The 19,756-nt window shown below is 68.9% G+C and carries 20 protein-coding genes; 9 read left to right on the top strand and 11 right to left on the bottom strand.

Translation table 11 applies throughout. The features are described from left to right. Positions 1-85: 85 nt before the first annotated feature. From BB334_RS01690 to BB334_RS01670, 5 genes are all read right to left on the bottom strand, one after another. Entirely contained in the window at positions 86-1,195 is a 1,110-nt protein-coding gene (locus tag BB334_RS01690) for a type I glyceraldehyde-3-phosphate dehydrogenase (RefSeq protein ID WP_068803701.1), read from the bottom strand. Between the two features lie 163 nt (positions 1,196-1,358). Next, positions 1,359-2,375, bottom strand: a complete 1,017-nt coding sequence (gene gap / locus BB334_RS01685) for a type I glyceraldehyde-3-phosphate dehydrogenase (RefSeq protein ID WP_068803700.1) — start codon at positions 2,373-2,375, stop codon at positions 1,359-1,361. Between the two features lie 69 nt (positions 2,376-2,444). Continuing rightward, positions 2,445-4,460: a transketolase gene (gene tkt, locus BB334_RS01680; RefSeq protein ID WP_068803695.1), complete on the bottom strand. Its 2,016-nt coding sequence runs from the start codon at positions 4,458-4,460 to the stop codon at positions 2,445-2,447. 81 nt (positions 4,461-4,541) lie between these two features. Next, positions 4,542-5,417, bottom strand: a complete 876-nt coding sequence (locus BB334_RS01675) for a phosphoribulokinase (protein WP_068803693.1) — start codon at positions 5,415-5,417, stop codon at positions 4,542-4,544. 22 nt (positions 5,418-5,439) lie between these two features. Next, positions 5,440-6,249, bottom strand: a complete 810-nt coding sequence (locus BB334_RS01670) for an inositol monophosphatase family protein (protein ID WP_068803691.1) — start codon at positions 6,247-6,249, stop codon at positions 5,440-5,442. 97 nt (positions 6,250-6,346) lie between these two features. Here BB334_RS01670 and BB334_RS01665 point away from each other — a divergent pair, with 97 nt between their 5' ends. From BB334_RS01665 to BB334_RS01645, 5 genes are all read left to right on the top strand, one after another. Next, positions 6,347-7,072, top strand: a complete 726-nt coding sequence (locus BB334_RS01665) for a 16S rRNA (uracil(1498)-N(3))-methyltransferase (protein ID WP_068803689.1) — start codon at positions 6,347-6,349, stop codon at positions 7,070-7,072. A gap of 48 nt (positions 7,073-7,120) precedes the next feature. After that, a complete protein-coding gene (gene pap / locus BB334_RS01660; RefSeq protein ID WP_068803687.1) occupies positions 7,121-8,605 on the top strand; it encodes a polyphosphate:AMP phosphotransferase in 1,485 nt (494 codons plus the stop codon). Positions 8,606-8,714: 109 nt separating this feature from the next. Beyond that, positions 8,715-10,070 carry an amino-acid N-acetyltransferase gene (argA, locus tag BB334_RS01655; RefSeq protein WP_198531154.1) on the top strand — a complete coding sequence of 452 codons (1,356 nt, stop codon included), beginning with the start codon at positions 8,715-8,717 and terminating at the stop codon, positions 10,068-10,070. Positions 10,071-10,072: 2 nt separating this feature from the next. After that, positions 10,073-11,536 (top strand): diguanylate cyclase, encoded by a 1,464-nt coding sequence (locus BB334_RS01650; RefSeq protein ID WP_083200228.1) that lies wholly within the window; start codon positions 10,073-10,075, stop codon positions 11,534-11,536. A 2-nt stretch (positions 11,537-11,538) separates the two neighbouring features. Beyond that, a complete protein-coding gene (locus BB334_RS01645) occupies positions 11,539-11,811 on the top strand; it encodes an oxidative damage protection protein (RefSeq protein ID WP_068803685.1) in 273 nt (90 codons plus the stop codon). Between the two features lie 35 nt (positions 11,812-11,846). Here BB334_RS01645 and phoU read toward each other — a convergent pair whose 3' ends face one another. The 3 genes from phoU to moeA form a co-directional block, all read right to left on the bottom strand. Further along, positions 11,847-12,548 (bottom strand): phosphate signaling complex protein PhoU, encoded by a 702-nt coding sequence (gene phoU, locus BB334_RS01640; protein ID WP_232756638.1) that lies wholly within the window; start codon positions 12,546-12,548, stop codon positions 11,847-11,849. A 66-nt stretch (positions 12,549-12,614) separates the two neighbouring features. Continuing rightward, a complete protein-coding gene (gene rpiA, locus BB334_RS01635) occupies positions 12,615-13,280 on the bottom strand; it encodes a ribose-5-phosphate isomerase RpiA (RefSeq protein ID WP_068803681.1) in 666 nt (221 codons plus the stop codon). Between the two features lie 20 nt (positions 13,281-13,300). After that, the gene (gene moeA, locus BB334_RS01630) at positions 13,301-14,551 is read right to left on the bottom strand and encodes a molybdopterin molybdotransferase MoeA (RefSeq protein ID WP_068803679.1); all 1,251 of its coding nucleotides are present in this window, start codon (positions 14,549-14,551) and stop codon (positions 13,301-13,303) included. 117 nt (positions 14,552-14,668) lie between these two features. Here moeA and BB334_RS01625 point away from each other — a divergent pair, with 117 nt between their 5' ends. Then, the gene (locus tag BB334_RS01625; RefSeq protein WP_068803677.1) at positions 14,669-15,487 is read left to right on the top strand and encodes a ferritin-like domain-containing protein; all 819 of its coding nucleotides are present in this window, start codon (positions 14,669-14,671) and stop codon (positions 15,485-15,487) included. A gap of 111 nt (positions 15,488-15,598) precedes the next feature. Here BB334_RS01625 and BB334_RS01620 read toward each other — a convergent pair whose 3' ends face one another. Beyond that, complete coding sequence (locus BB334_RS01620; protein ID WP_068803675.1) at positions 15,599-16,225, bottom strand: c-type cytochrome; 627 nt, start codon at positions 16,223-16,225, stop codon at positions 15,599-15,601. Between the two features lie 121 nt (positions 16,226-16,346). Here BB334_RS01620 and yihA point away from each other — a divergent pair, with 121 nt between their 5' ends. The 3 genes from yihA (at position 16,347) to BB334_RS18070 (ending at position 18,395) form a co-directional block, all read left to right on the top strand. After that, positions 16,347-16,982, top strand: a complete 636-nt coding sequence (yihA, locus tag BB334_RS01615) for a ribosome biogenesis GTP-binding protein YihA/YsxC (protein ID WP_068803672.1) — start codon at positions 16,347-16,349, stop codon at positions 16,980-16,982. A 238-nt stretch (positions 16,983-17,220) separates the two neighbouring features. Continuing rightward, entirely contained in the window at positions 17,221-18,237 is a 1,017-nt protein-coding gene (hemB, locus tag BB334_RS01610; protein ID WP_068803670.1) for a porphobilinogen synthase, read from the top strand. Next, a complete protein-coding gene (locus BB334_RS18070; RefSeq protein WP_158014331.1) occupies positions 18,234-18,395 on the top strand; it encodes a hypothetical protein in 162 nt (53 codons plus the stop codon). Before hemB ends, BB334_RS18070 begins: the two co-directional genes overlap by 4 nt. Before the next feature lie 13 nt (positions 18,396-18,408). On the opposite strand, the gene BB334_RS01605 is transcribed toward BB334_RS18070, so the two are convergent. Both BB334_RS01605 and BB334_RS01600 read right to left on the bottom strand, forming a co-directional pair. Next, the gene (locus tag BB334_RS01605; RefSeq protein ID WP_068803668.1) at positions 18,409-19,056 is read right to left on the bottom strand and encodes a pyrimidine 5'-nucleotidase; all 648 of its coding nucleotides are present in this window, start codon (positions 19,054-19,056) and stop codon (positions 18,409-18,411) included. A 20-nt stretch (positions 19,057-19,076) separates the two neighbouring features. After that, positions 19,077-19,756 (bottom strand): class I SAM-dependent methyltransferase (locus BB334_RS01600; RefSeq protein WP_068803665.1); only part of this gene is annotated, 680 nt, incomplete at its 5' end.

Raw genomic sequence — 19,756 nt, 5'->3', positions numbered from 1 at the left:
TCGTCCTGTGGCACGTTGAGGTCGGCGCGGATGAAGACCCGCTTGCCGGCGACGTCGAGGTCGGCGAGCTTCTTGACTTGCATGATCAGGCTCCAGAGTGGGCAGTGCGAAAATCGGCGGGCGCCGGCGCGGCTGCCCACAGGCCGCGCCAGTGACGGGTAAGGTCGAGCATGCGGTTGGCGAAGCCCCATTCGTTGTCGAACCACACCATCAGGCTCAGCAGGCGACTGCCGCTGACCCGGGTCTGTCCGCCGTCGATGATCGCGGAATGGGGATCGTGGTTGAAGTCGATCGAGGCGTGGGGCTCGTCCGACCAGGCCAGCAGGCCCGCGAAGGGGCCCTCGGCGGCCTCGCGCAGCAGACGGTTGACGCTGGCGGCGTCGGTGTCGCGGCACAGCGCCAGGACGAGGTCGATCGCCGACACGTTGTGGGTCGGCACCCGGATCGCCTTCGCATGCACCTTGCCGGCCAGCGCCGGCAGCAGGCGCTCGACGCCGCGCGCGAGCCCGGTCGACACCGGGATGATCGACTGCATCGCCGAGCGCGTCCGTCGCAGGTCGGTGTGGTGGTAGCCGTCGATCAGCGGCTGGTCGTTCATCACCGAGTGCAGTGTGGTCAGCAAGACCTGCTCGAGGCCGAACTCGTGTTCGAGCAGGGCGAGCAGCGGCACCACCGCATTGGTGGTGCACGAGGCGTTGGAGACGATGCGTGCGTCGGCGGGGAGCTGGCGGTGGTTGACGCCGACCACCACGGTGGCGTCGACATCCGCACCGCTGTTGCCCGGGTGCGAGAGCAGCAGGCGCGGGCAGCCGGCGTCGAGGAAGCGCTGCAGGGCGCGGCGGTCGCCATACTGGCCGGAACACTCGACCACCAGGTCGATGCCCATCGCCGCCCAGTCGACCGCTTCGGGGGTGGTCGCGTGGCTCACCGCGATCGGTTCGCCGTCGATCACCAGGCCCTCGGATGCGGACTCGACGTGGCCCGGAAAGCGGCCGTGGGTGGAATCGAAGCGGGTCAGGTAGGCGATGCTGGCGAGATCGGCCGGCTCGTTGATCGCGACCACCCGGTAGTCGGGCCGGTGCGGCGATTCGCTCAGCGCGCGCAGGTAGCAGCGGCCGATGCGGCCATAGCCGTTGATCGCGATGCGGGTCGGCGCGGCGGGCGCCGGAGGGACAGGGGGTGGCGAGGGGTTCATTTAGGCCGGCATTCTAGCGCGCCTGGGCGCCCCTGGCCGTGCTCCATGGCGCGCCGCGCAACGAATCGGCGCCACGAAATGAAGACGCCCGTGGCGCATCGGGCGACACGGGCGGCATGGATCTCGACGGTGGCGCTGCGCGGGCGGCGCCGGCCGCCATTCCCTATTTCGCTGCGGCGACCGCGCGCGCGGCGTCGAGCATGCGGCAGGAGTAGCCCCACTCGTTGTCGTACCAGGCCAGCACCTTCACCAGGTTGCCTTCCATGACTCGGGTCTGGGTAGCGTCGAAAATCGACGAGTGGGTGTCGTGGTTGAAGTCGGAGGACACCAGCGGATCCTCGTTGTAGCCGAGGATGCCCTTCAGCGCGCCCCGCGAGGCTTCCTTCATCAGGCTGTTGATCTCTTCCTTGCTGGTGGCTCGGCTGGCGGTGAAGGTGAGATCGACCAGCGACACGTTCATCGTCGGCACGCGCAGCGCGAAGCCGTCGAACTTGCCCTTCAGCGCCGGCAGTACCAGGCCGACGGCCTTGGCGGCGCCGGTCTTGGTCGGGATGATGTTCTGCGCGGCGGCGCGGGCGCGGCGCAGGTCCTTGTGGCGCACGTCCACCAGCACCTGGTCGTTGGTGTAGGCGTGGATCGTGGTCATCAGGCCCTTCTCGATGCCGATGTTGTCCTGCAGCACCTTGGCCACCGGGGCGAGGCAGTTGGTGGTGCACGAGGCGTTGGAGATCACGGTCATTGCGCTCGTCAGAACGTCCTCGTTCACGCCGCAGACGATGGTGGCATCGACGTCGTCGCCGCCGGGCGCCGAGATCAGCACTTTCTTCGCCCCTTGCTTGAGCAGCACCTCGGCCTTGGCCTTGCTGGTGTAGGCGCCGGTGCATTCCATGAGCACGTCGACGCCGAGATCGCCCCAGTTGATCGCCAGCGGATCCTTGGTCGAGAAGAAGGGGATGCGGTCGCCGTCGATGATGATGCAGTCGTCGCCCTCGGTCTCGACGCTGAAGCCGAAGCGGCCGTGGGTGGTGTCGTACTTGGTCAGGTGGGCGTTGGTCGCCAGGTCGCCGGAGGCGTTGATGGCGACGATCTCGAACTGGTCGCGCAGGCCGAGTTCGTACAGCGCGCGGACGGTGCAGCGGCCGATGCGGCCGTAGCCGTTGATGGCGATCTTGATGGTCATGGATGGGTCTCCCTCGGAACTAGCACACGAAAATCTGTGCGCCGGCGCAGGCCGCCGGCGCGCCGGCCTTCATTTCAGCAGCGACTTCACCGCCTCGGCCACCGCCTCGGCGGTGATGCCGAAGTACTTGAACAACTCGCCGGCAGGCGCCGACTCGCCGAAGCGGTCGAGGCCGATGACCCGACCCTCGAGGCCGACATACTTGTACCAGCCATCGGTGACGCCTGCCTCGACCGCGACGCGCGGCAGGCCGGCGGGCAGCACCTCGGCCTTGTAAGCCGCGTCCTGGCGGTCGAAGACGTTGGTCGAGGGCATCGACACCACGCGCACCGCGATGCCTTCCCCGGCGAGCGCCTTCTGTGCGGCGATCGCCAGCGCTACCTCGGAGCCGGTGGCGATGATCACCACCTGCGGCGCGCCGGTGGCCTCGGACAGCACGTAGCCGCCGCGGCGGATCGCCGCCACCTGGTCGGCGCTGCGCGCCTGGAAGGGCAGGTTCTGGCGCGAGAAGCAGAGCGAGCTCGGGCCGTCGATGCGCTCGAGCGCGCAGGCCCAGGCCAGCGCCGACTCCACCGTGTCGCACGGGCGCCAGGTGTCCATGTTGGGCATCAGGCGCAGGCTGGCGGTCTGCTCCACCGGCTGGTGCGTGGGGCCGTCCTCGCCGAGGCCGATCGAGTCGTGGGTGAACACGAAGACCTGGCGGATCTTCATCAGCGCCGCCATGCGCAGTGCGTTGCGGGCGTACTCGCTGAACATCAGGAAGGTGGCGGTGTAGGGAATCAGGCCGCCGTGCAGCGCGATGCCGTTGGCGATCGCCGCCATGCCGAACTCGCGCACGCCGTAATGAACGTAGTTGCCGCCGCCCTCGGACCCGACGCTCTTGCTGCCCGACCACATCGTCAGGTTCGAGCCGGCGAGGTCGGCCGAGCCGCCGAGCAGCTCGGGCAGCTTCGGCGCGAAGGCTTCGATCGTGTTCTGGCTGGCCTTGCGGCTGGCGATGGTCTCGGCCTTGTCGACCACCTGCGCGAGTACGCTGTCGACATGCTCGCGCCAGTCGGCGGGCAGTTCGGCGGCCATGCGGCGCTCGAAATCGGCGGCGAGCTCGGGGAAGGCGGTACGATAGGCGCCGAAGCTCGCGCTCCAGTGCGCCTCGAGCGCGGCGCCCTTGTTGCGCGCGTCCCACTCGGCACGGATCTCGGCCGGGATCTCGAAGGCCGGGTGGTTCCAGCCGATGTGGGCGCGGGCGGCCTCGATCTCGGCGGCGCCGAGCGGCGCGCCGTGCACGTCGTGGCTGTCCTGCTTGTTGGGCGCGCCGGCGCCGATGACCGTCTTGCAGCAGATCAGCGTCGGGCGCGCGGTGTCGGCCTTCGCCTGCTGGATCGCGGCCTCGATCGCGACCGGGTCGTGACCCTGCACGTCGCGGATCACCTGCCATCCGTAGGCTTCGAAGCGCTTGGGGGTGTCGTCGGTGAACCAGCCCCCGACATGGCCGTCGATCGAGATGTCGTTGTCGTCGTAGAAGGCGATCAGCTTGCCCAGCTTCCAGGTGCCCGCAAGCGAGCAGGCCTCGTGCGAGATGCCCTCCATCAGGCAGCCGTCACCGAGAAAAACCCAGGTGTGATGATCGACGATCTCGTGGCCGGGGCGGTTGAACTCGGCCGCCAGCAGGCGTTCGGCGAGCGCCATCCCGACCGCGTTGGTGATGCCCTGGCCGAGCGGGCCGGTGGTGGTCTCGATGCCGGGGGCGTAGCCGTATTCCGGGTGGCCCGGGGTCTTGCTGTGCAGCTGGCGGAAGCGCTTGAGCTCCTCGATCGGCAGGTCGTAGCCGGTCAGGTGGAGCAGGGCGTAGAGCAGCATCGAGCCGTGGCCGTTCGAGAGCACGAAGCGGTCGCGGTCGGCCCACTTCGGATTGGCCGGGTTGTGCTTGAGATGGTGGCGCCACAGCACCTCGGCGATCTCCGCCATGCCCATCGGCGCGCCGGGGTGGCCGGAGTTGGCCTGCTGCACGGCGTCCATGGCCAGGGCACGGATCGCGCCGGTGATGGGGTTGAAGACCGGGGGCTTGACGTTTCGGGACGACTGCATGAAGGCCTCGTGCCGCGCGCGACGGCGTCTAAAAGCGGGAATTATCGCCGAAAATCGCCGGGCGTTGGTAGCGCCCGGCGTTCACGCCCATTGCCGCCGGCGCTCCATCAGCTTCCAGATCAGCGGGGTCAGGATCAGCTGCATCGCCAGGTCGAGCTTGCCGCCCGGGATCACGATGGTGTTGGCGCGGCTCATGAAGCTGTCGTGGATCATGCGCAGCAGGTAGGGGAAGTCGACGCCGCGCGGGTCCTTGAAGCGGATCACCACCATCGACTCGTCCTGGGTCGGCACGTCGCGCGCGATGAAGGGATTTGAGGTGTCGACCACCGGCACGCGCTGGAAGTTGATGTGGGTGCGGGCGAACTGGGGGACGATGTAATGCACGTAATCGTGCATGCGGCGCAGGATGGTGTCCTGTACCGCCTCGGCGGTGTAGCCGCGCATCTTGATGTCGCGATGGAGCTTCTGAATCCATTCGAGGTTGATCGTCGGCACCACGCCGATCAGCAGATCGACGTGGCGGGCGACGTCCACCGTGTCGGTCATCATCGCGCCGTGCAGGCCCTCGTAGAACAGGCAGTCGGTGCCGACCGGCAGGTCTTCCCACTCGGTGAAGCTGCCCATCGGCAGGTTCCAGCGCATCGACTGCGCCTCGTTGTGGATGTAGTAGCGCCGCCGCCCGGTGGCCGATTCGGCGTAGGCACGGAACAGCTTCTCGAGGTCGTCGAGCCGGTTCGCCTCCGGGCCGAAGTGGCTGATGCCGCGCTGGCCGGCCTGTTCCGCCTCCAGGATCAGCGAGTTCATCTCGGCACGGGTGTAGAGGTGGAAGCTGTCGCCCTCGACGATGGCGGCATTGACCTTCTCGCGGTGGAAGATCGCCTCGAAGGTGTGCTTGACGGTCGTGGTGCCGGCACCCGAGGAGCCGGTGACCGCGATGATCGGGTGCTTCAGGGACATGATGACTCCGTGGTCCGGTGGCTCAGCCGTGGACCTTGATCCAGTCGCGCCACTCGGCGAACAGGGCGGGGCTGGCGGCGGCGATCACGCCGCGCTTGGAGGACGGCTCGGTCAGCAGCGACTCGCCGTCGAGCGCGCAATAGGCGCCGCCGCTCTCGGCGAGGATCAGTTCGCCCGCCGCGTAGTCCCACAGCATCTGGCCGCCGTGCAGATAGACGTCGAGCCGGCCGGCGGCGACGAAGCACCATTCGAGCGCGCTCGAGCCGAAGTTGCGCTGCGAGTAATAGGGGGGTGCGATGGCCAGCTGTTCGGCGAGGCGGTCATGCACGCGCTTGAAGTCGACGCCGCCGACCGCTGCGCTCAGCCGCGGCGCCGCGGGGCGCAGCGGCAGGGGCGTGCCGTTGAGGTAGGCCCCCGCCCCCTTCGCGGCGTAGAAGGATTCGTCGGTGATCGGGTTGTAGACCACGCCGAGGTAGGGCTGGTGGTCCACCAGGTAGGCCACCGACACGGCGAAGAATGGGATCCCGTTGGCGAAGTTGGTGGTGCCGTCGATCGGGTCGATGCACCACATGCCGCGCCGGCCCGCACGCCAGGAAGCGGCCTGCTCGTCGGCGCTCATCTCCTCGCCGAGGACGGGCCCGGGCAGCAGGGTGGGCAGGGCGGCGGCGAGCCGGCGCTGCGAGTCGACATCGGCTTCGGTGAAGAAGGAACCGTCGGCCTTGCGGCTGCGCGAGGATCTGAGATAACGCGGCAGCACCGCCTCGCGTGCGACGTCGCGCACGATCGACTCGAGTGCGCGCACGCGGGACAGGCGTTGGCGGGCGTTCGGCATGGCGAATCCTCCTGAGGCCCGCGCGGCGCGCCGGGCCGGCGCTCGCGGGGCGACGAGCATGTGTGTCCCTGACAAGGGGCGGGCATATAATTTTACGATGATTTCACGCTTCCATTTTCCCGGCGTCCTGCCGGCATCCGGCGAGGTCGCGCTGCCCGAGGCGCTCGCTCATCATGCGGTGCGGGTTTTGCGGCTGCCGCAGGGGGCGCCGCTGGTGCTGTTCGACGGCGGTGGCGGCGAGGTCGAGGCGGTACTGCGGATCGAGTCCAAGGCGGCGTTCGCGCGGCTCGGCACGCGCCGCGAGCCGCAGCGAGAGTCGCCGCTGTCGGTGGTGCTGGTGCAGGCGCTCGCCAGCAGCGACAAGATGGACTGGATCGTGCAGAAGGCGGTGGAACTCGGCGTCGCCGCGATCCGCCCGCTGCAGACGATGCGCTCGGTGCTGCGGCTGTCCGGCGAGCGCGCCGACAAGCGCCTCGCGCACTGGCGCCAGGTCGCGGTGTCGGCCTGCGAGCAGTGCGGCCGCAATCACGTTCCCGAGGTCTTCCCGCTTCAGGGGGTGGCCGGCTACCTCGCCGCCACGGCCGGCGCACGGCGCTGTGTGCTGGCACCCGGTGCGGGCGCGGCGCTCACCGCGCTGCCGCCGCCCGAGGGTGCGCTCCATCTGCTGGTCGGCCCCGAAGGGGGCTGGGACGAGTCCGAGCTGGCGGCCTTCTGTGCCGCCGGCTGCACCGCGGTCGGTCTCGGGCCGCGGGTGCTGCGCACCGAGACCGCGGGGCTTGCCGCGCTCGCCGCGATGCAGGCCTGCTGGGGGGATTTCCGGTGAGTGGCGGCCGCGGGAATGGTTTCCCGCGCGCGGCCTGAGGGGGAGCGGATGTTCGAATCGGCGGAACTCGGCCACAGCACGAGCCAGGAAAGCTACGACGCGGCAGTGCCCGGCCTGCGGGCCGAGCTGCTCGACGCCCATTTCGATCTGGTCGAGCTGCGCCGGTTCGCGGTGCTGGTGCTGGTCAACGGGGTCGACGGCGGGGGCAAGGGCGAAACGGTCAACCAGCTCAATGAATGGATGGACCCGCGCCACATCGAAACCTGGGCCTTCGACGAGGAGACCCCGGAGGAGGCCGCCCATCCCTACATGTGGCGTTTCTGGCGGGCCCTGCCGCCGCACGGCAAGATCGGGGTGATGTTCAACAACTGGTACACCCTGCCCATTCGGAGGCGGGTCGAGCGCCAGAGCAAGCGCGTCGAGTTCGACGAGCGGCTCGACGAGATCCGGCGCTTCGAGACCATGCTCGCCGAAGAGGGCGTGCTGCTGATCAAGTTCTGGTTCCACCTGTCGAAGGAGGGCCAGAAGAAGCGGCTCAAGGCACTGGAGAAGGATCCGCGCACGCGCTGGCGGGTCACCGGGCGGGACTGGCATTTCTACAACCAGTACGAGCGCCATCGCGAGGCGGCCAGCCATGCGCTGCGCCACACCAGCACCGGGGCGGCGCCGTGGTTCGTGGTGGACGGCTCGGACTCCCGCTTCCGCGCATTGTTCGTCGGCCGCACCCTGCTCGCGGCGCTGCGCAAGCGGCTCGCCGCCGGCCAGCGGGACTGGACGCCGCGGCTGAGCGCGGCGCCGCTGCCGCCGCCGATGAGCGGACCGAACCTGCTCGAGAGCCTTGTGCGCAAGGACATGGGGCGCAAGGAATACGATCGCCTGCTCGAACCGCTGCAGGGCCGGCTGGCGCTGCTCACGCGCGATCCTGCCTTCAGCAGGCGTTCGCTGGTAGTCGTTTTCGAGGGGCCGGACGCGGCGGGCAAGGGCGGCGCGATCCGCCGCGTCGCTGCGGCCCTCGACGCCCGACAGTACCGCATCGTGCCGATCGGCGCGCCCACCGAGGAAGAGCGCGCCCAGCCCTACCTGTGGCGCTTCTGGCGCCACATGCCGCGCGAGGGCAAGGTCGTCATGTTCGACCGCTCCTGGTACGGACGCGTGCTGGTCGAGCGGGTCGAAGGCTTCTGCAGCGAGCCGGACTGGATGCGGGCCTACGCCGAGATCAACGACCTGGAGGACCAGCTGGTCGACGAGGGCGCGGTGGTGGTGAAGTTCTGGCTCGCGATCAGCAAGGAGGAGCAGCTCGCCCGCTTCGAGGCGCGTCAGGCGCAACCGCACAAACGCTTCAAGATTACCGAGGAGGACTGGCGCAACCGCGATAAATGGGACAACTATGCGCACGCGGTGTGCGACATGGTCGATCGCACCAGCACCGAGATCGCGCCCTGGACCCTGGTCGAGGCCGACGACAAGCACTACGCGCGGATCAAGGTGCTGACCACGCTCTGCGAGCGGCTCGAGGCTGCGCTCGGCCACTAGGTCGACAGGGGTGCGGTCGGGCGTTCGCCGCATCCGCTAGAATCACGGCTATTCCAGCCCCCGCCCGCAGCCGCGTCGCCGCGGGCCACACCCGAACCGTGAGCAAGCAGTGAACGCAGAAGCCTCCCCCGCTCCGGCCGCTATCACGGCCGACGACTCCACCAGCCAGTTCGTCGCCTGGGTGCGCGGGGCCGCGCCCTACATCCACGCTTTCCGCGGCAAGACCTTCGTGCTCGGCTTCGGCGGCGAGGTGGCCGGCGGCGAACGCGCCCAGCGCCTCGCCTACGACTGCAACCTGCTCGCCGCGCTCGGCATCCGCCTGGTGCTGGTGCATGGCGCTCGCCCGCAGATCGACGCCGATATGGCGCGGCGCGGGCTTGAGCCGCGCTTCCACCACGGCTTGCGGGTGACCGACGCCGACGCGCTCGAGTGCGTCAAATCGGCGATGGCGGTGACCCGTTTCGAGGTCGAGGCCTTGCTCTCGCAGGGCTTGCCCAACACGCCGATGGCGGGCAGCTACATGCGGGTGACCGGGGGAAACTTCATCACCGCGCGTCCGGTCGGCGTGGTCGAGGGCGTGGATTACCAGTTCACCGGGGCGGTCCGGCGCATCATCGCAGACGAGATCAAGGCCGACCTCGACCAGCAGAACGTGGTGCTGATCACCCCGCTCGGGGTCTCGCCCGCGGGCGAGATCTTCAATCTCAGCATGGAGGAGGTGGCCGAGGCGGTGGCGGTGGCGCTGAAGGTCGAGAAGCTGATCTACCTGTGCGACGCGCCGGGCCTGCTCGACGCCGACGGCGAGCTGATCGAGTCGGTCACCGCCGACGAGGCCCAGCGCCACCTCGACGCCGGCGAGGGCCTGACCGAGGACCTCGATCTCTACCTTCCGTGTGCGGTCCGTGCGGTGCGCAAGGGGGTGGCGAGATGCCACCTGATCGACCGCGACAAGGACGGTGGCCTGCTGCTCGAGTTCTTCACCCATGCCGGGGTCGGTACCGTGGTGTCGCGCGAGTCGCTGTTCCGCCTGCGCGAGGCGACGGTCGACGACGTCGCCGCGCTGGTCGCGCTGATCACGCCGATGGAGACCGACGGCACCCTGGTCCGGCGAGGGCGTGAGTTGCTCGAGCAGGAAATCGAGCGCTTCACCGTGGTCGAGCATGACGGCGTGCTCGTGGGCTGCGCAGCCCTCTATCCGTTCAGTGAGGACAACGCGGCCGAGCTCGCCTGCCTCGCGGTGACCCCCGAGTACCGGCGGGCCGGCCTCGGCGACCAGCTGCTCAGGCGCATCGAGCGGCGCGCGCGGGTGCAGCGGCTGGCGCGCCTGTTCGTGCTCACCACTCGTACCGCGCACTGGTTTCGCGAGCGCGGCTTCAGCGAGATCGGGCCGGAGGCCCTGCCGCGGCAGAAGCGCGAACTGTACAACTTTCAGCGGCGCTCCAAGGTGTTCGTCAAGAGCCTATGAGCATGCGCGGCAGCCCTCTCGTCGAGTCCGTACCGACGGCCGCCCTCGAAGGTGCGACGGAGGCCGACGCGGATCTGCTCCCGCTGATCGCCGATAGCCTGCACGGCATCGAGGCGGTCTTTGACGGCGCTCTCCGGCTCCTCTGGATCAGCCCCTCGATCGAGGGCCTGAGCGGCTGGTCCGCGGCCGACTGCCTGCGGGCAGCCGATGCGCTCGAGCTGCTGATCGACGACAGCGACCTCGCCTTCTGTCGCAATGCGGCCGCGCAGGTGCTGGCCACTGGCGAGGCGCATGATTTCGAGCTCAGGCTCGCCGCCCGCGATGGCGGCCGGCGCTGGCTGCTGATGCACTGGCGGCGGCGCTGCGATGGCCGCGGGCACGCGCTGTTGCGGCTGTCGGCCGAAGACATTCAGTCGCGCAAGCAGACCGAGTATGCGCTGCTCGAGACGGTCGCCGAGTTGCGTCGCGCCCAGGCGCTGCAGGAGCACTACCTGTTGCGCAGCAGCGAGGAGCGCCAGCGCCTCGCTGCGCTGCTGAACCTGATCCGTCTGGGGATCATCTTCATCGACCGCGATCGGCGGGTGCTCTACTGCAATCGCGCGATGATCGAGATCTGGCGCTATCCGGTCGATGCGAACCTGATCGGCGTAAGGGATGAGGCCCTTCAGCGCAGCGCGCTGCCGCTGCTGGTCGATGGTGAAGGCTATGTGGCCCACATCGCCGAGATCGCGCGTTCGCGTCGGCGCGAGAGCGCACCCTACGAGCTTCATTTTCGCGACGGCCGCATCGTCACCGCGCGCTCGGCGCTGGTCGCCCCCGGCGACGGCGGCGGTCGCCCGATCGGCCGGGTGTGGATCTACGAGGACGTCACCGCGGCGCGGCGGGCATCGGCACAGCTGGAGGAACTCGCGGTGCGCGATCCGCTCACCAATCTCTACAATCGCCGCCGCTTCCACGAGGAACTCGAGCGTTTCATCGCAGAGGCGTCGCGGCGTCGGGTCGAGGTCGGCCTGCTGATGTTCGATCTCGACGGCTTCAAGCCGATCAACGACGCTTTCGGCCACCAGGCCGGCGACGAGGTGCTGGTGGCGCTGGCCGAGGGGGTGGGCCGCATCGTGCGGCGCAACGAAATGTTTTTCCGGCTCGGCGGCGACGAGTTCGCCGTGCTGGTGCAGGATGCCGATCCGCAGGCGCTGACCGGACTGGCGAACCGCCTCGGCAGCGCGGTGGCGTCGCGGGAGTTCCGTTTCGGCGGAACCCGCGCCGGCGTCACCGCCAGCATCGGCATCGCACGTTATCCGACGAATGCGTGCGACAGCGCCAGCCTCGTCGCGGCAGCCGACGAGGCGATGTACGCGGCGAAGGCGGGCGGGCGGAACCGCTGGGCACGGTCAGCGAGGCCGGTCGGCGAATCGGCTAGAATGCCGCTTCCTGATTCCGAAGAACCACATAGCAAAGAGGATTGAAGATGGCTCGCATGGTGCATTGCGTGAAACTCGGCCGCGAGGCGGAAGGCCTGGACATGCCGCCGGTTCCGGGCGCGCTCGGCAAGCGGATTTTCGACAACGTGTCGAAGGAGGCGTGGCAGCAATGGGTCAAGTACCAGACCATGCTGATCAACGAGAACCGCCTCAACCTGATGGACGCGCGGGCGCGCAAGTACCTCGCCGAGCAGATGGAGAAGCACTTCTTCGAAGGCGGCGCCGACCAGATCAGCGGCTACGTTCCGCCGTCGGAGTGAGGGCGTGGGCGAGCCGGGCTCGCCCTGTGCAGGTATCAGGCCCCGGGCTGACCTTCGGTATCGGCCGACTTCGGGTAGCGTACGTCGATTCCCTGGGTCATGAACACCACGTATTCCGAGATGTTCTTGGCGTGATCGCCGATGCGCTCGATCGCCTTGGCGACGAACAGGACCTCGAGGCTGGTGCTGATCGTACGGGGATCTTCCATCATGAAGGTGATGAGCTGGCGCATGGTCGCCTTGAAGGCCGCGTCGACTTCGTCGTCCTGCTTCCCGATCGACTCGGCCCCGGAGGAGTCGGCGCGGGCGAAGCTGTCGAGCGCCTGGCGAAGCATCGACACCGCCACCTCGGCGGTATGGCTCAGGTCGACCTGGCCGCGATAGGGCACTGAGCCCGAGTGCAGACGGCGGGCGGCCTTGGCGATCTTCTTCGCCTCGTCGCCGATCCGCTCGAGGTCGGCGACGGTGCGCATCACCGTCATCACCAGGCGCAGGTCCACCGCTGCCGGCTGCCGAAGGGCGATGATGTGGCCGCAGGCGTCGTCCAGCTCGACGTTCATGCGGTTGACGTCGCGGTCCTGGAGGATCACCTCCTCGAGCAGCTCGAGGTTGCCGTTCTTCAGTCCCTCCATCGCACGGACGATCTGGTTTTCCACCAGTCCGCCCATGGTCAGGACGCCGGTCCGGATGCGCTCGAGCTCGGCATCGAACTGCTTGTGTGTGTGTTCCATTTTCATTGCCATGACACAGTCCATGAAGCCGCGAGGCTAACAGCGACAGGTTAAGATTTTGTTGCAGTCACGTTACTGCGCGGGCGCCAGACGCTGGACGCCGCTTTCCGCGGCGAGCAGCAGCAGATCGGCGCCGCGGCGGGCGAACAGGCCGTTGGTGACGACGCCGACGATCTGGTTGAGTTCGCCCTCGAGGCCCACCGGGTCGCGGATCTCCAGCCCATGCACGTCGAGGATGAGGTTGCCGTTGTCGGTCACGAAGCCCTCGCGCAGGCGGGGCTGGCCGCCGAGGCGGGCCAACTCGCGCGCGACGTGGGCGCGCGCCATCGGGATCACCTCGACCGGCAGCGGATAATTGCCGAGGGTGGCGACGCGCTTGCTCGCGTCGCAGATGCAGATGAAGCGATGCGCGACGGCAGCGACGATCTTCTCGCGCGTGAGCGCGCCGCCGCCGCCCTTGATCATCGCGAAGCCGCCGTCGATCTCGTCCGCGCCATCGACATACACCGGCAACTCGTCGATTCCGTTGAGGTCGAGCACCGCGATGCCATGGGCGGCGAGCCGCGCCGAGCTGGCTTCCGAGCTGGATACCGCGCCGCGGATGCGTTCGCGGCGTCCGGCGAGGGCGTCGATGAAGTGGTTCACCGTGGAGCCGGTGCCGACGCCGACGATGATGTCGTCGTCGATGCAGTCGAGGGCGGCGTGCGCCGCAGCCCTCTTGAGTTCGTCCTGGTTCATCCGGGTTCCTGTAAAGGCGGTCAGATCAGACCGTCGAAGGGTTGTACGAGCACGCCGTCGCCGGGGGCGACATCGCCGCAGTCCTCGGCCAGCACGATGAAGCAGTCGGCTTCCGACATCGAACGCAGCACGCCCGAGCCCTGCGCGCCGGCCACGCTCACGCGCACGCCTTCGGCATCGCGCACGAGGCGGCCGCGGAGAAACTCGCGCCGGCCGGGTCGCTTGCGGATCGCCTGCGTGCAGGGCACGGTGAAGAGGTTTGGCGGCGGCAGCGGATCGACGCCGGCGAGGGTGAGCAGGGCGTCCTGCACGAACTGGTAGAAGGTGACCAGCACCGCCACCGGGTTGCCGGGCAGGCCGAACAGCACCGCGTCGCCGATGCGGCCGAAGGCCATCGGGCGCCCCGGCTTGATCGCCAGTTTCCAGAACGCCACTTCCCCCATGCGCGCCATCATCTCGCGGATGAAGTCGGCCTCGCCGACCGACACGCCGCCGCTGGTGATGATCACGTCGGCCGCCTGCGCGGCGTCGCGGAAGGCGGCCTCGAGAGCGGCCGGGTCATCGGCGATCACGCCCATGTCGAGCAGCTCGCAGTCGAGCCGGCTGAGCGCGCCGAACAGGGTGTAGCGGTTGCTGTCGTAAACTTCGCCCGGCGCCAGGGGGCGGCCGATCGAGGCGATCTCGTCGCCGGTTGAGAAGAACGCCACCCGCAGTCGCCGTCGGACCGCCACCTCGGCGATGCCGAGCGAGGCGACGAGGCCGAGTTCGGCCGGTCCGCAGCGCGTGCCGGCGGGCAGCGCGACGCCGCCCTCGGCAAGGTCCTCGCCGGCGCGGCGCAGGTTGCGTCCGCGCTGCAGCGGCCCACGAATGAACACCTGCTCGCCCTCGCGGCGGCAGATTTCCTGTTCGACGATGACGTCGGCGCCGGTCGGAATCGCGGCGCCGGTCATGATGCGCACCGCCTGGCCGGCAACTACGCTGCCCGAGAAGGGGCGTCCGGCGAAGGCGCTGCCGACCACGCGCAGGCCGGTCTCGGCTTCGCCGGCGAGGTCCCCGGCACGCACCGCGTAGCCGTCCATCGCGGAGTTGTCGTGCGCCGGCACGTTGCACGGCGCGATCACGTCCTGCGCGAGGATTCTGCCGAGGGCGCTGCGCACCGCCACCCGCTCCCAGCCAGTGATCGGTTGCAGCTGGTCGAGGATGGCACGGCGGGCGGCGGTGCAGGCGAGATGGCTGGGCGGCGCAGCGTCGGGGCGGGGCGGCGAACTCATCGGCGGATTCCGGAAAGCGGCGACCGGAGGGGTCGCAGACGGCCGACATTATCGCACTGCAGGCGGCCGAGCAGGGGCGCCCGGCGGGCGCGGCCGTGTTTGCTAGAATCGCCGCCCATGACGAACGAGCTCCATTCAGCCGCGCGGGCGGCCTTGATGATCGAGGATCCGGTACGCAAGTGCGCGGCGACGCACGCGCTTCGTCGCGCCTGGGAAGCGGGCGAGTGCCGCGTCGAGCCCGGTGCGGACGATGCCGCGCCGGTGCTGGCGCCCGGCCGCCCGGCGAAACCGCTTCTGGTCGCCCCGCAGGCGCTGGCGCCGCGCGGCGCTGGGAGTCGTGCGGGGCATGCCGCGCTGCTGCATGCGATTGCGCACATCGAATTCAACGCGATCAACCTCGCGCTCGATTGTGTGCACCGCTTCCGCTCGATGCCATCGGCCTTTCACGCCGACTGGTTGCGGGTGGCCGACGAGGAGGCCCTGCATTTCGGCCTGATTCGCGCACGACTGCAGGCGCTCGGTCACGACTACGGCGATTTCCCCGCGCACAACGGATTGTGGGAGATGGCCTGCCGCACCGCCGGCGACCTGCTCGCACGCATGGCGCTGGTCCCGCGCGTGCTGGAGGCGCGCGGGCTCGACGCCACGCCGCCGATCGTACGAAAGCTGAAGTCGATCGGCGACCGCGACAGCATTGCGGTGCTCGAGGTCATCCTGCGCGACGAGATCGGCCACGTCGCCATCGGTGACCGCTGGTTCCGCCACGCCTGCGCGGCACGGGGCCTCGCACCCGAGCCGACCTACATCGAACTCATCGAGGCCTTCGGCGCGCCTCGTCCACAGCCGCCGCTGAACCGCGCGGCGCGGCTTGCCGCGGGCTTCAGCGAGGGCGAGCTGGAGCGGCTCGCCGAGTTCGCGCGCGAGGGGCGTGGCTGACGGGGCAGCGCGAGCCTCGCATGGCGAGTGTGCGCGGCCGGCCTCGGACGGTCGGTGAACGAAAAAAGGTGGCTCGCGCCACCTTTTCCGGACTCCGGGAGGTCCTGTCGATCAGCGCAGGCCGGACGCGTAGTCGGCCACCGCCTTGATCTCGGGATCGGTCATCTTGAGCGCGATGGCGCGCATCATCTGTGCCGGGTCGTTCGCGCGCACGCCGTCGCGGAAGGCCTTCATCTGCGCTTCGGTGTATTGGGCGAACTGGCCCGACAGGCGCGGGTACTGCGCGGGCATGCCGGCACCGGCAGGGCCGTGGCAGGCGGCGCAGGCGGGGACGCCCTTGGACGGGATGCCGCCGCGCCAGATGCTCTGGCCGAGCTCGATGGTGTCGAGGTTCTTGGCCGGTTCGGGCTGCAGCTCGAAGGAGGCGTAATGCTCGGCCAGCGCCTTCATGTCGGCTTCTTCGAGGCCGGCCACCATCGCCGACATCACCGCGTTCTCGCGCACCGGGGCCTCGCCGTTCCAGCCCTTGAATTCGCGCAGCTGCTTGAAGAGGTAGTCCGCGTGCTGGCCGGCGATCTTCGGATTTTCCGGCAGGGCGCTGTTGCCGTCGGCGCCGTGGCAGGCAGCGCAGATCGTTTCTGCGGTCTGCTTGGCAGCGGCGAGGTCGGGGGCCTGGTCCTGAGCCTGAAGGCTGCCTGCGGCGAGCAGAAACGTGAGCAACAGCGAACGCTTGATCATGATGTCCTCGGAAAGCCGTGAGTGGATGTCTCAAACTTGCGATATTCTATAATAAGTCACCAAATTTTAGCCATGCGATCTCGCCGGAAACGCCGGGAACGCGGCCCCTCAAGCGCCTTACATGCCACTTTTCCGCAACGCACAGTTCGAGATCTCGATCGCGAAACCATCCGGTCTTCCGCCCCCCAGTGGTGCCGAAATCGCTTTCGCGGGACGTTCGAACGCCGGCAAGTCGAGCGCGATCAACACCCTCGCCGGCCATGTACGCCTCGCCTTCGTTTCGAAGACCCCCGGCCGTACCCAGCTCATCAACTTCTTCCGCCTGAATTGCGGCGCCGTGCTGGTCGATCTGCCGGGCTACGGTTATGCCGCTGTGCCCGAGCGGGTCAAGCAGCAGTGGCAGGGGCTGATGGAGAAGTACCTGAAGGAGCGCGAGAGCCTGATCGGACTGGTGCTGATCATGGATGCGCGCCGCCCCCTGACCGAGCTCGATCGCCGCATGCTCGACTGGTTCCTCCCCTCCGGCCGCCCGGTGCACGTGCTGCTCACCAAGAGCGACAAGCTTTCGCGCGGCGCGGCGAGCGCAGTGCTGCACGAGGTGCGGCGGGCGCTCGCGCCGCACGGCGAACGGGTGACGGTGCAGCTGTTCTCGAGCCTGAAGAAGAGCGGGGTGGAGGAAGCCGAGCGCGTCGTCGGCGGTTGGCTCGGCCTCGACGGCAACGGTGCGCCGGCCGCCGCGCCGCAGAGCGGCGCCTGAAAATAAAAACCCCCGGCTCAGGGGGAAGAGGCCGGGGGCGAAAATGCCTTACCGGGAGTAAGGCGCCCGCTCAGGGAGGTGAAGCGGGAGACGGCTCAGCGCCATCTGCTTTCTAAGATAGACAGGCGGGCGGGAAGTTCCGTCGTCGATTCGTTACCGCGTGTGTCGGTCGAAGCCGGGTACGAACCGCCTTTTTTCATCGGGTGCGACTCGCGCCCCAAACATTTCCGAGACCACGATGCGACCCACTGGAGCCTTTCCCGCGACCCGCATGCGCCGCATGCGCCGTGACGACTTTTCCCGCCGCCTGATGCGCGAGTCGGTGCTCACACCCGATGACCTGATCTACCCCGTATTCGTGCTGGAAGGGCAGGGCATCACCGAGCCGGTGCCGTCCATGCCCGGCGTCGGTCGCGTCTCGCTCGATGCCCTGCTGCATGTCGCGGAAGAGGCGCAGATGCTGGGGGTGCCGGCGCTCGCACTGTTTCCGGTGATCGACGCGGGCGGCAAGAGCGCCGGCGCCGAGGAAGCGTGGAATCCGGACGGCCTCGTGCCGCGGGTAGTGCAGGCGGTGAAGGCGCGCTTTCCCGAACTCGGCGTCATCACCGACGTTGCGCTCGACCCCTACACCAGCCACGGCCAGGACGGCCTGATCGATCCTGCGGATCCGCGTGGCTACGTGATGAACGACGAGACCCTCGAGGCGCTGGCGAAGCAGGCCCTGTGCCACGCTCAGGCCGGCGCGGACGTGGTGGCGCCGTCGGACATGATGGACGGGCGCATCGCCCGCATCCGCGCCGAACTCGATGGCGACGGCCGCATCTACACCCGCATCCTCGCCTATTCGGCGAAGTATGCCTCGAGCTTCTACGGCCCCTTCCGCGACGCGGTGGGCTCCGCGGGGAATCTGGGCAAGGGCAACAAGTACACCTATCAGATGGACCCGGCGAACACCGACGAGGCGATCCGCGAGGTTGCGCTCGACATCGCCGAGGGCGCCGATATGTTCATGGTCAAGCCCGGCATGCCTTACCTCGACATCGTGCGCCGGGTGAAGCAGGAACTGCAGGTGCCGACCTACGCCTACCAGGTCAGCGGCGAGTACGCGATGCTCAAGGCGGCCGCGCTCAACGGCTGGCTCGACGAGCGCGCGGTGGCGATGGAAGCCTTGCTCTCCTTCAAGCGCGCCGGCGCCGACGGCATCCTCACCTATTACGCGCTCGATGTGGCGCGCTGGCTGAAGAGCGGCACTTGAGCGAGATGCGTATGGTTGCGCCGCCGCCGCTTCATGCCGCGCTCGCGTGGCTGCCGGCGGCAGCCGACGCCGTGCTCGTGCACGAGGTCGCCATCGCCGGAAGTGCACGCGGGCACGGGCTGGCAGCGCGTCCGCTGCCTCGGGTCGCGCCCGCCTGAGCGCCAGCGGACTTCAGCCGAACAGCTTGCCGCTGTTGCGGCGCAGGTCGAGCACCGAGGGGATCTTGAGGTCGACATAGGCCGGCTGCCCCGGGCCGCGGCCCACCAGCACGGTTCGCATGCCGAGCCGGCGCGCGGTGCGCAGATTGACCGCGGTGTCCTCGATCATCACGCAGCGGCGCGGGTTCAGGCGGTACTGCCGGATCAGCCGGCGGTAGGCGTGGATGCCGGGCTTGGGCTGGAAGCCGAGCGCCTCGATGCCCACCACCGCGTCGAACTGCGAGGCCACCCCCATCGTCTCCAGCACCGCCTGCGCGTAGTGGCGCGGCGCGTTGGAGAACACCAGCTTGCGTCCCGGCAGGCGGCGCAGCATTCCGGCCAGCGCGCGATCGAACACCACCATCTCGTGCAGCCGCGCGAAGCGGTGGGTCTCGGCGAGGAAGTGGTGCGGGTCGGTGCCATGGTGGCGCATCAGGCCGAGAAGGGTGGCGCCGTAGCGGTGCCAGTAGGTCTGGCGCAACGCGTTCGCCTCATCGGTGCTGAGCGCGAGATGGCGCTCCAGGTAGGCGGTCATGCTGCGGTTGATGTGGGGGAAGATGTGCGGGCTGGCGTTGTGCAGCGTGTTGTCAAGGTCGAACAGCCAGGTAGGCGTGAAAGACATGGCTCGGGCTCGGTGCGAACTCAGCGGCGCGGCGGCCGCGGCTGGAAGCTGACGATCGCGCGACCGTCCTCGGTGGTTTTCGGCGCGGCCTTCCACGCGTGGCCCTGGATGATCTCGAAGCTTGCCGGCAGTCGGCCGTCGCGGCGCAGGCGCTCGTAGGCGGCGCGCGCCGCCGCCCAGCCGCCGCGCCCCGACAGGCCGCGCGGGCGGCGCAGGCTGGCATTGGTGAGGCCGTTGGCACGCAGGTCCTGCAACAGGGTGTCGAAATCGGCGTAGGTGAGCGTCAGCATCTCCATGTCCATCACCGGGTCGGCGAAGCCGGCCTTCACCAGGGCGTCGCCGATGTCGTGCATGTCGATGAACCGGTGGACCCGCTCACCGGCAGCATCGGGCAGGGCGGCGCGAAGTTCGCGCAGGGTGTCGGGGCCAAGGCTCGAGAACATCAGCAAGCCGTCGACCTCGAGGACGCGGTGCATCTCGCGCAGTGCGGGCAGCGGGTCGTCGTGCGCCGGCAACATCAGATTCGACCACAGCATGCCGACGCTGTTGCGCGCGAGCGGCAGGGCACACGCATCGGCGGCAAACAGGGCTGCTCCCCCGGGGGCACGACCGACCAGTCGCCGCAGCAGCCCGGCGCGCGGCTGGCGCGTTTGGGCACGGGCGAGCATCGGCGGGGCGAAGTCCGCGCCAAGCACCTGCG

The sequence above is a fragment of the Thauera phenolivorans genome (genome assembly GCF_001696715.1).
GTDB classification, from domain to species: Bacteria; Pseudomonadota; Gammaproteobacteria; order Burkholderiales; family Rhodocyclaceae; genus Thauera; species Thauera phenolivorans.
Note: the sequence above shows the minus strand (reverse complement) of the source record. Positions and strands in the feature narration are given on the sequence as shown.

Coding starts and splice junctions, on each gene's coding strand:
- BB334_RS01690 (WP_068803701.1), bottom strand. CDS start 1,195: ATGAACCCCTCGCCACCCCCTGTCCCTCCGGCGCCCGCCGCGCCGACC.
- gap (WP_068803700.1), bottom strand. CDS start 2,375: ATGACCATCAAGATCGCCATCAACGGCTACGGCCGCATCGGCCGCTGC.
- tkt (WP_068803695.1), bottom strand. CDS start 4,460: ATGCAGTCGTCCCGAAACGTCAAGCCCCCGGTCTTCAACCCCATCACC.
- BB334_RS01675 (WP_068803693.1), bottom strand. CDS start 5,417: ATGTCCCTGAAGCACCCGATCATCGCGGTCACCGGCTCCTCGGGTGCC.
- BB334_RS01670 (WP_068803691.1), bottom strand. CDS start 6,249: ATGCCGAACGCCCGCCAACGCCTGTCCCGCGTGCGCGCACTCGAGTCG.
- BB334_RS01665 (WP_068803689.1), top strand. CDS start 6,347: ATGATTTCACGCTTCCATTTTCCCGGCGTCCTGCCGGCATCCGGCGAG.
- pap (WP_068803687.1), top strand. CDS start 7,121: ATGTTCGAATCGGCGGAACTCGGCCACAGCACGAGCCAGGAAAGCTAC.
- BB334_RS01650 (WP_083200228.1), top strand. CDS start 10,073: ATGCGCGGCAGCCCTCTCGTCGAGTCCGTACCGACGGCCGCCCTCGAA.
- BB334_RS01645 (WP_068803685.1), top strand. CDS start 11,539: ATGGCTCGCATGGTGCATTGCGTGAAACTCGGCCGCGAGGCGGAAGGC.
- phoU (WP_232756638.1), bottom strand. CDS start 12,548: ATGAAAATGGAACACACACACAAGCAGTTCGATGCCGAGCTCGAGCGC.
- rpiA (WP_068803681.1), bottom strand. CDS start 13,280: ATGAACCAGGACGAACTCAAGAGGGCTGCGGCGCACGCCGCCCTCGAC.
- moeA (WP_068803679.1), bottom strand. CDS start 14,551: ATGAGTTCGCCGCCCCGCCCCGACGCTGCGCCGCCCAGCCATCTCGCC.
- BB334_RS01625 (WP_068803677.1), top strand. CDS start 14,669: ATGACGAACGAGCTCCATTCAGCCGCGCGGGCGGCCTTGATGATCGAG.
- BB334_RS01620 (WP_068803675.1), bottom strand. CDS start 16,225: ATGATCAAGCGTTCGCTGTTGCTCACGTTTCTGCTCGCCGCAGGCAGC.
- yihA (WP_068803672.1), top strand. CDS start 16,347: ATGCCACTTTTCCGCAACGCACAGTTCGAGATCTCGATCGCGAAACCA.
- hemB (WP_068803670.1), top strand. CDS start 17,221: ATGCGACCCACTGGAGCCTTTCCCGCGACCCGCATGCGCCGCATGCGC.
- BB334_RS01605 (WP_068803668.1), bottom strand. CDS start 19,056: ATGTCTTTCACGCCTACCTGGCTGTTCGACCTTGACAACACGCTGCAC.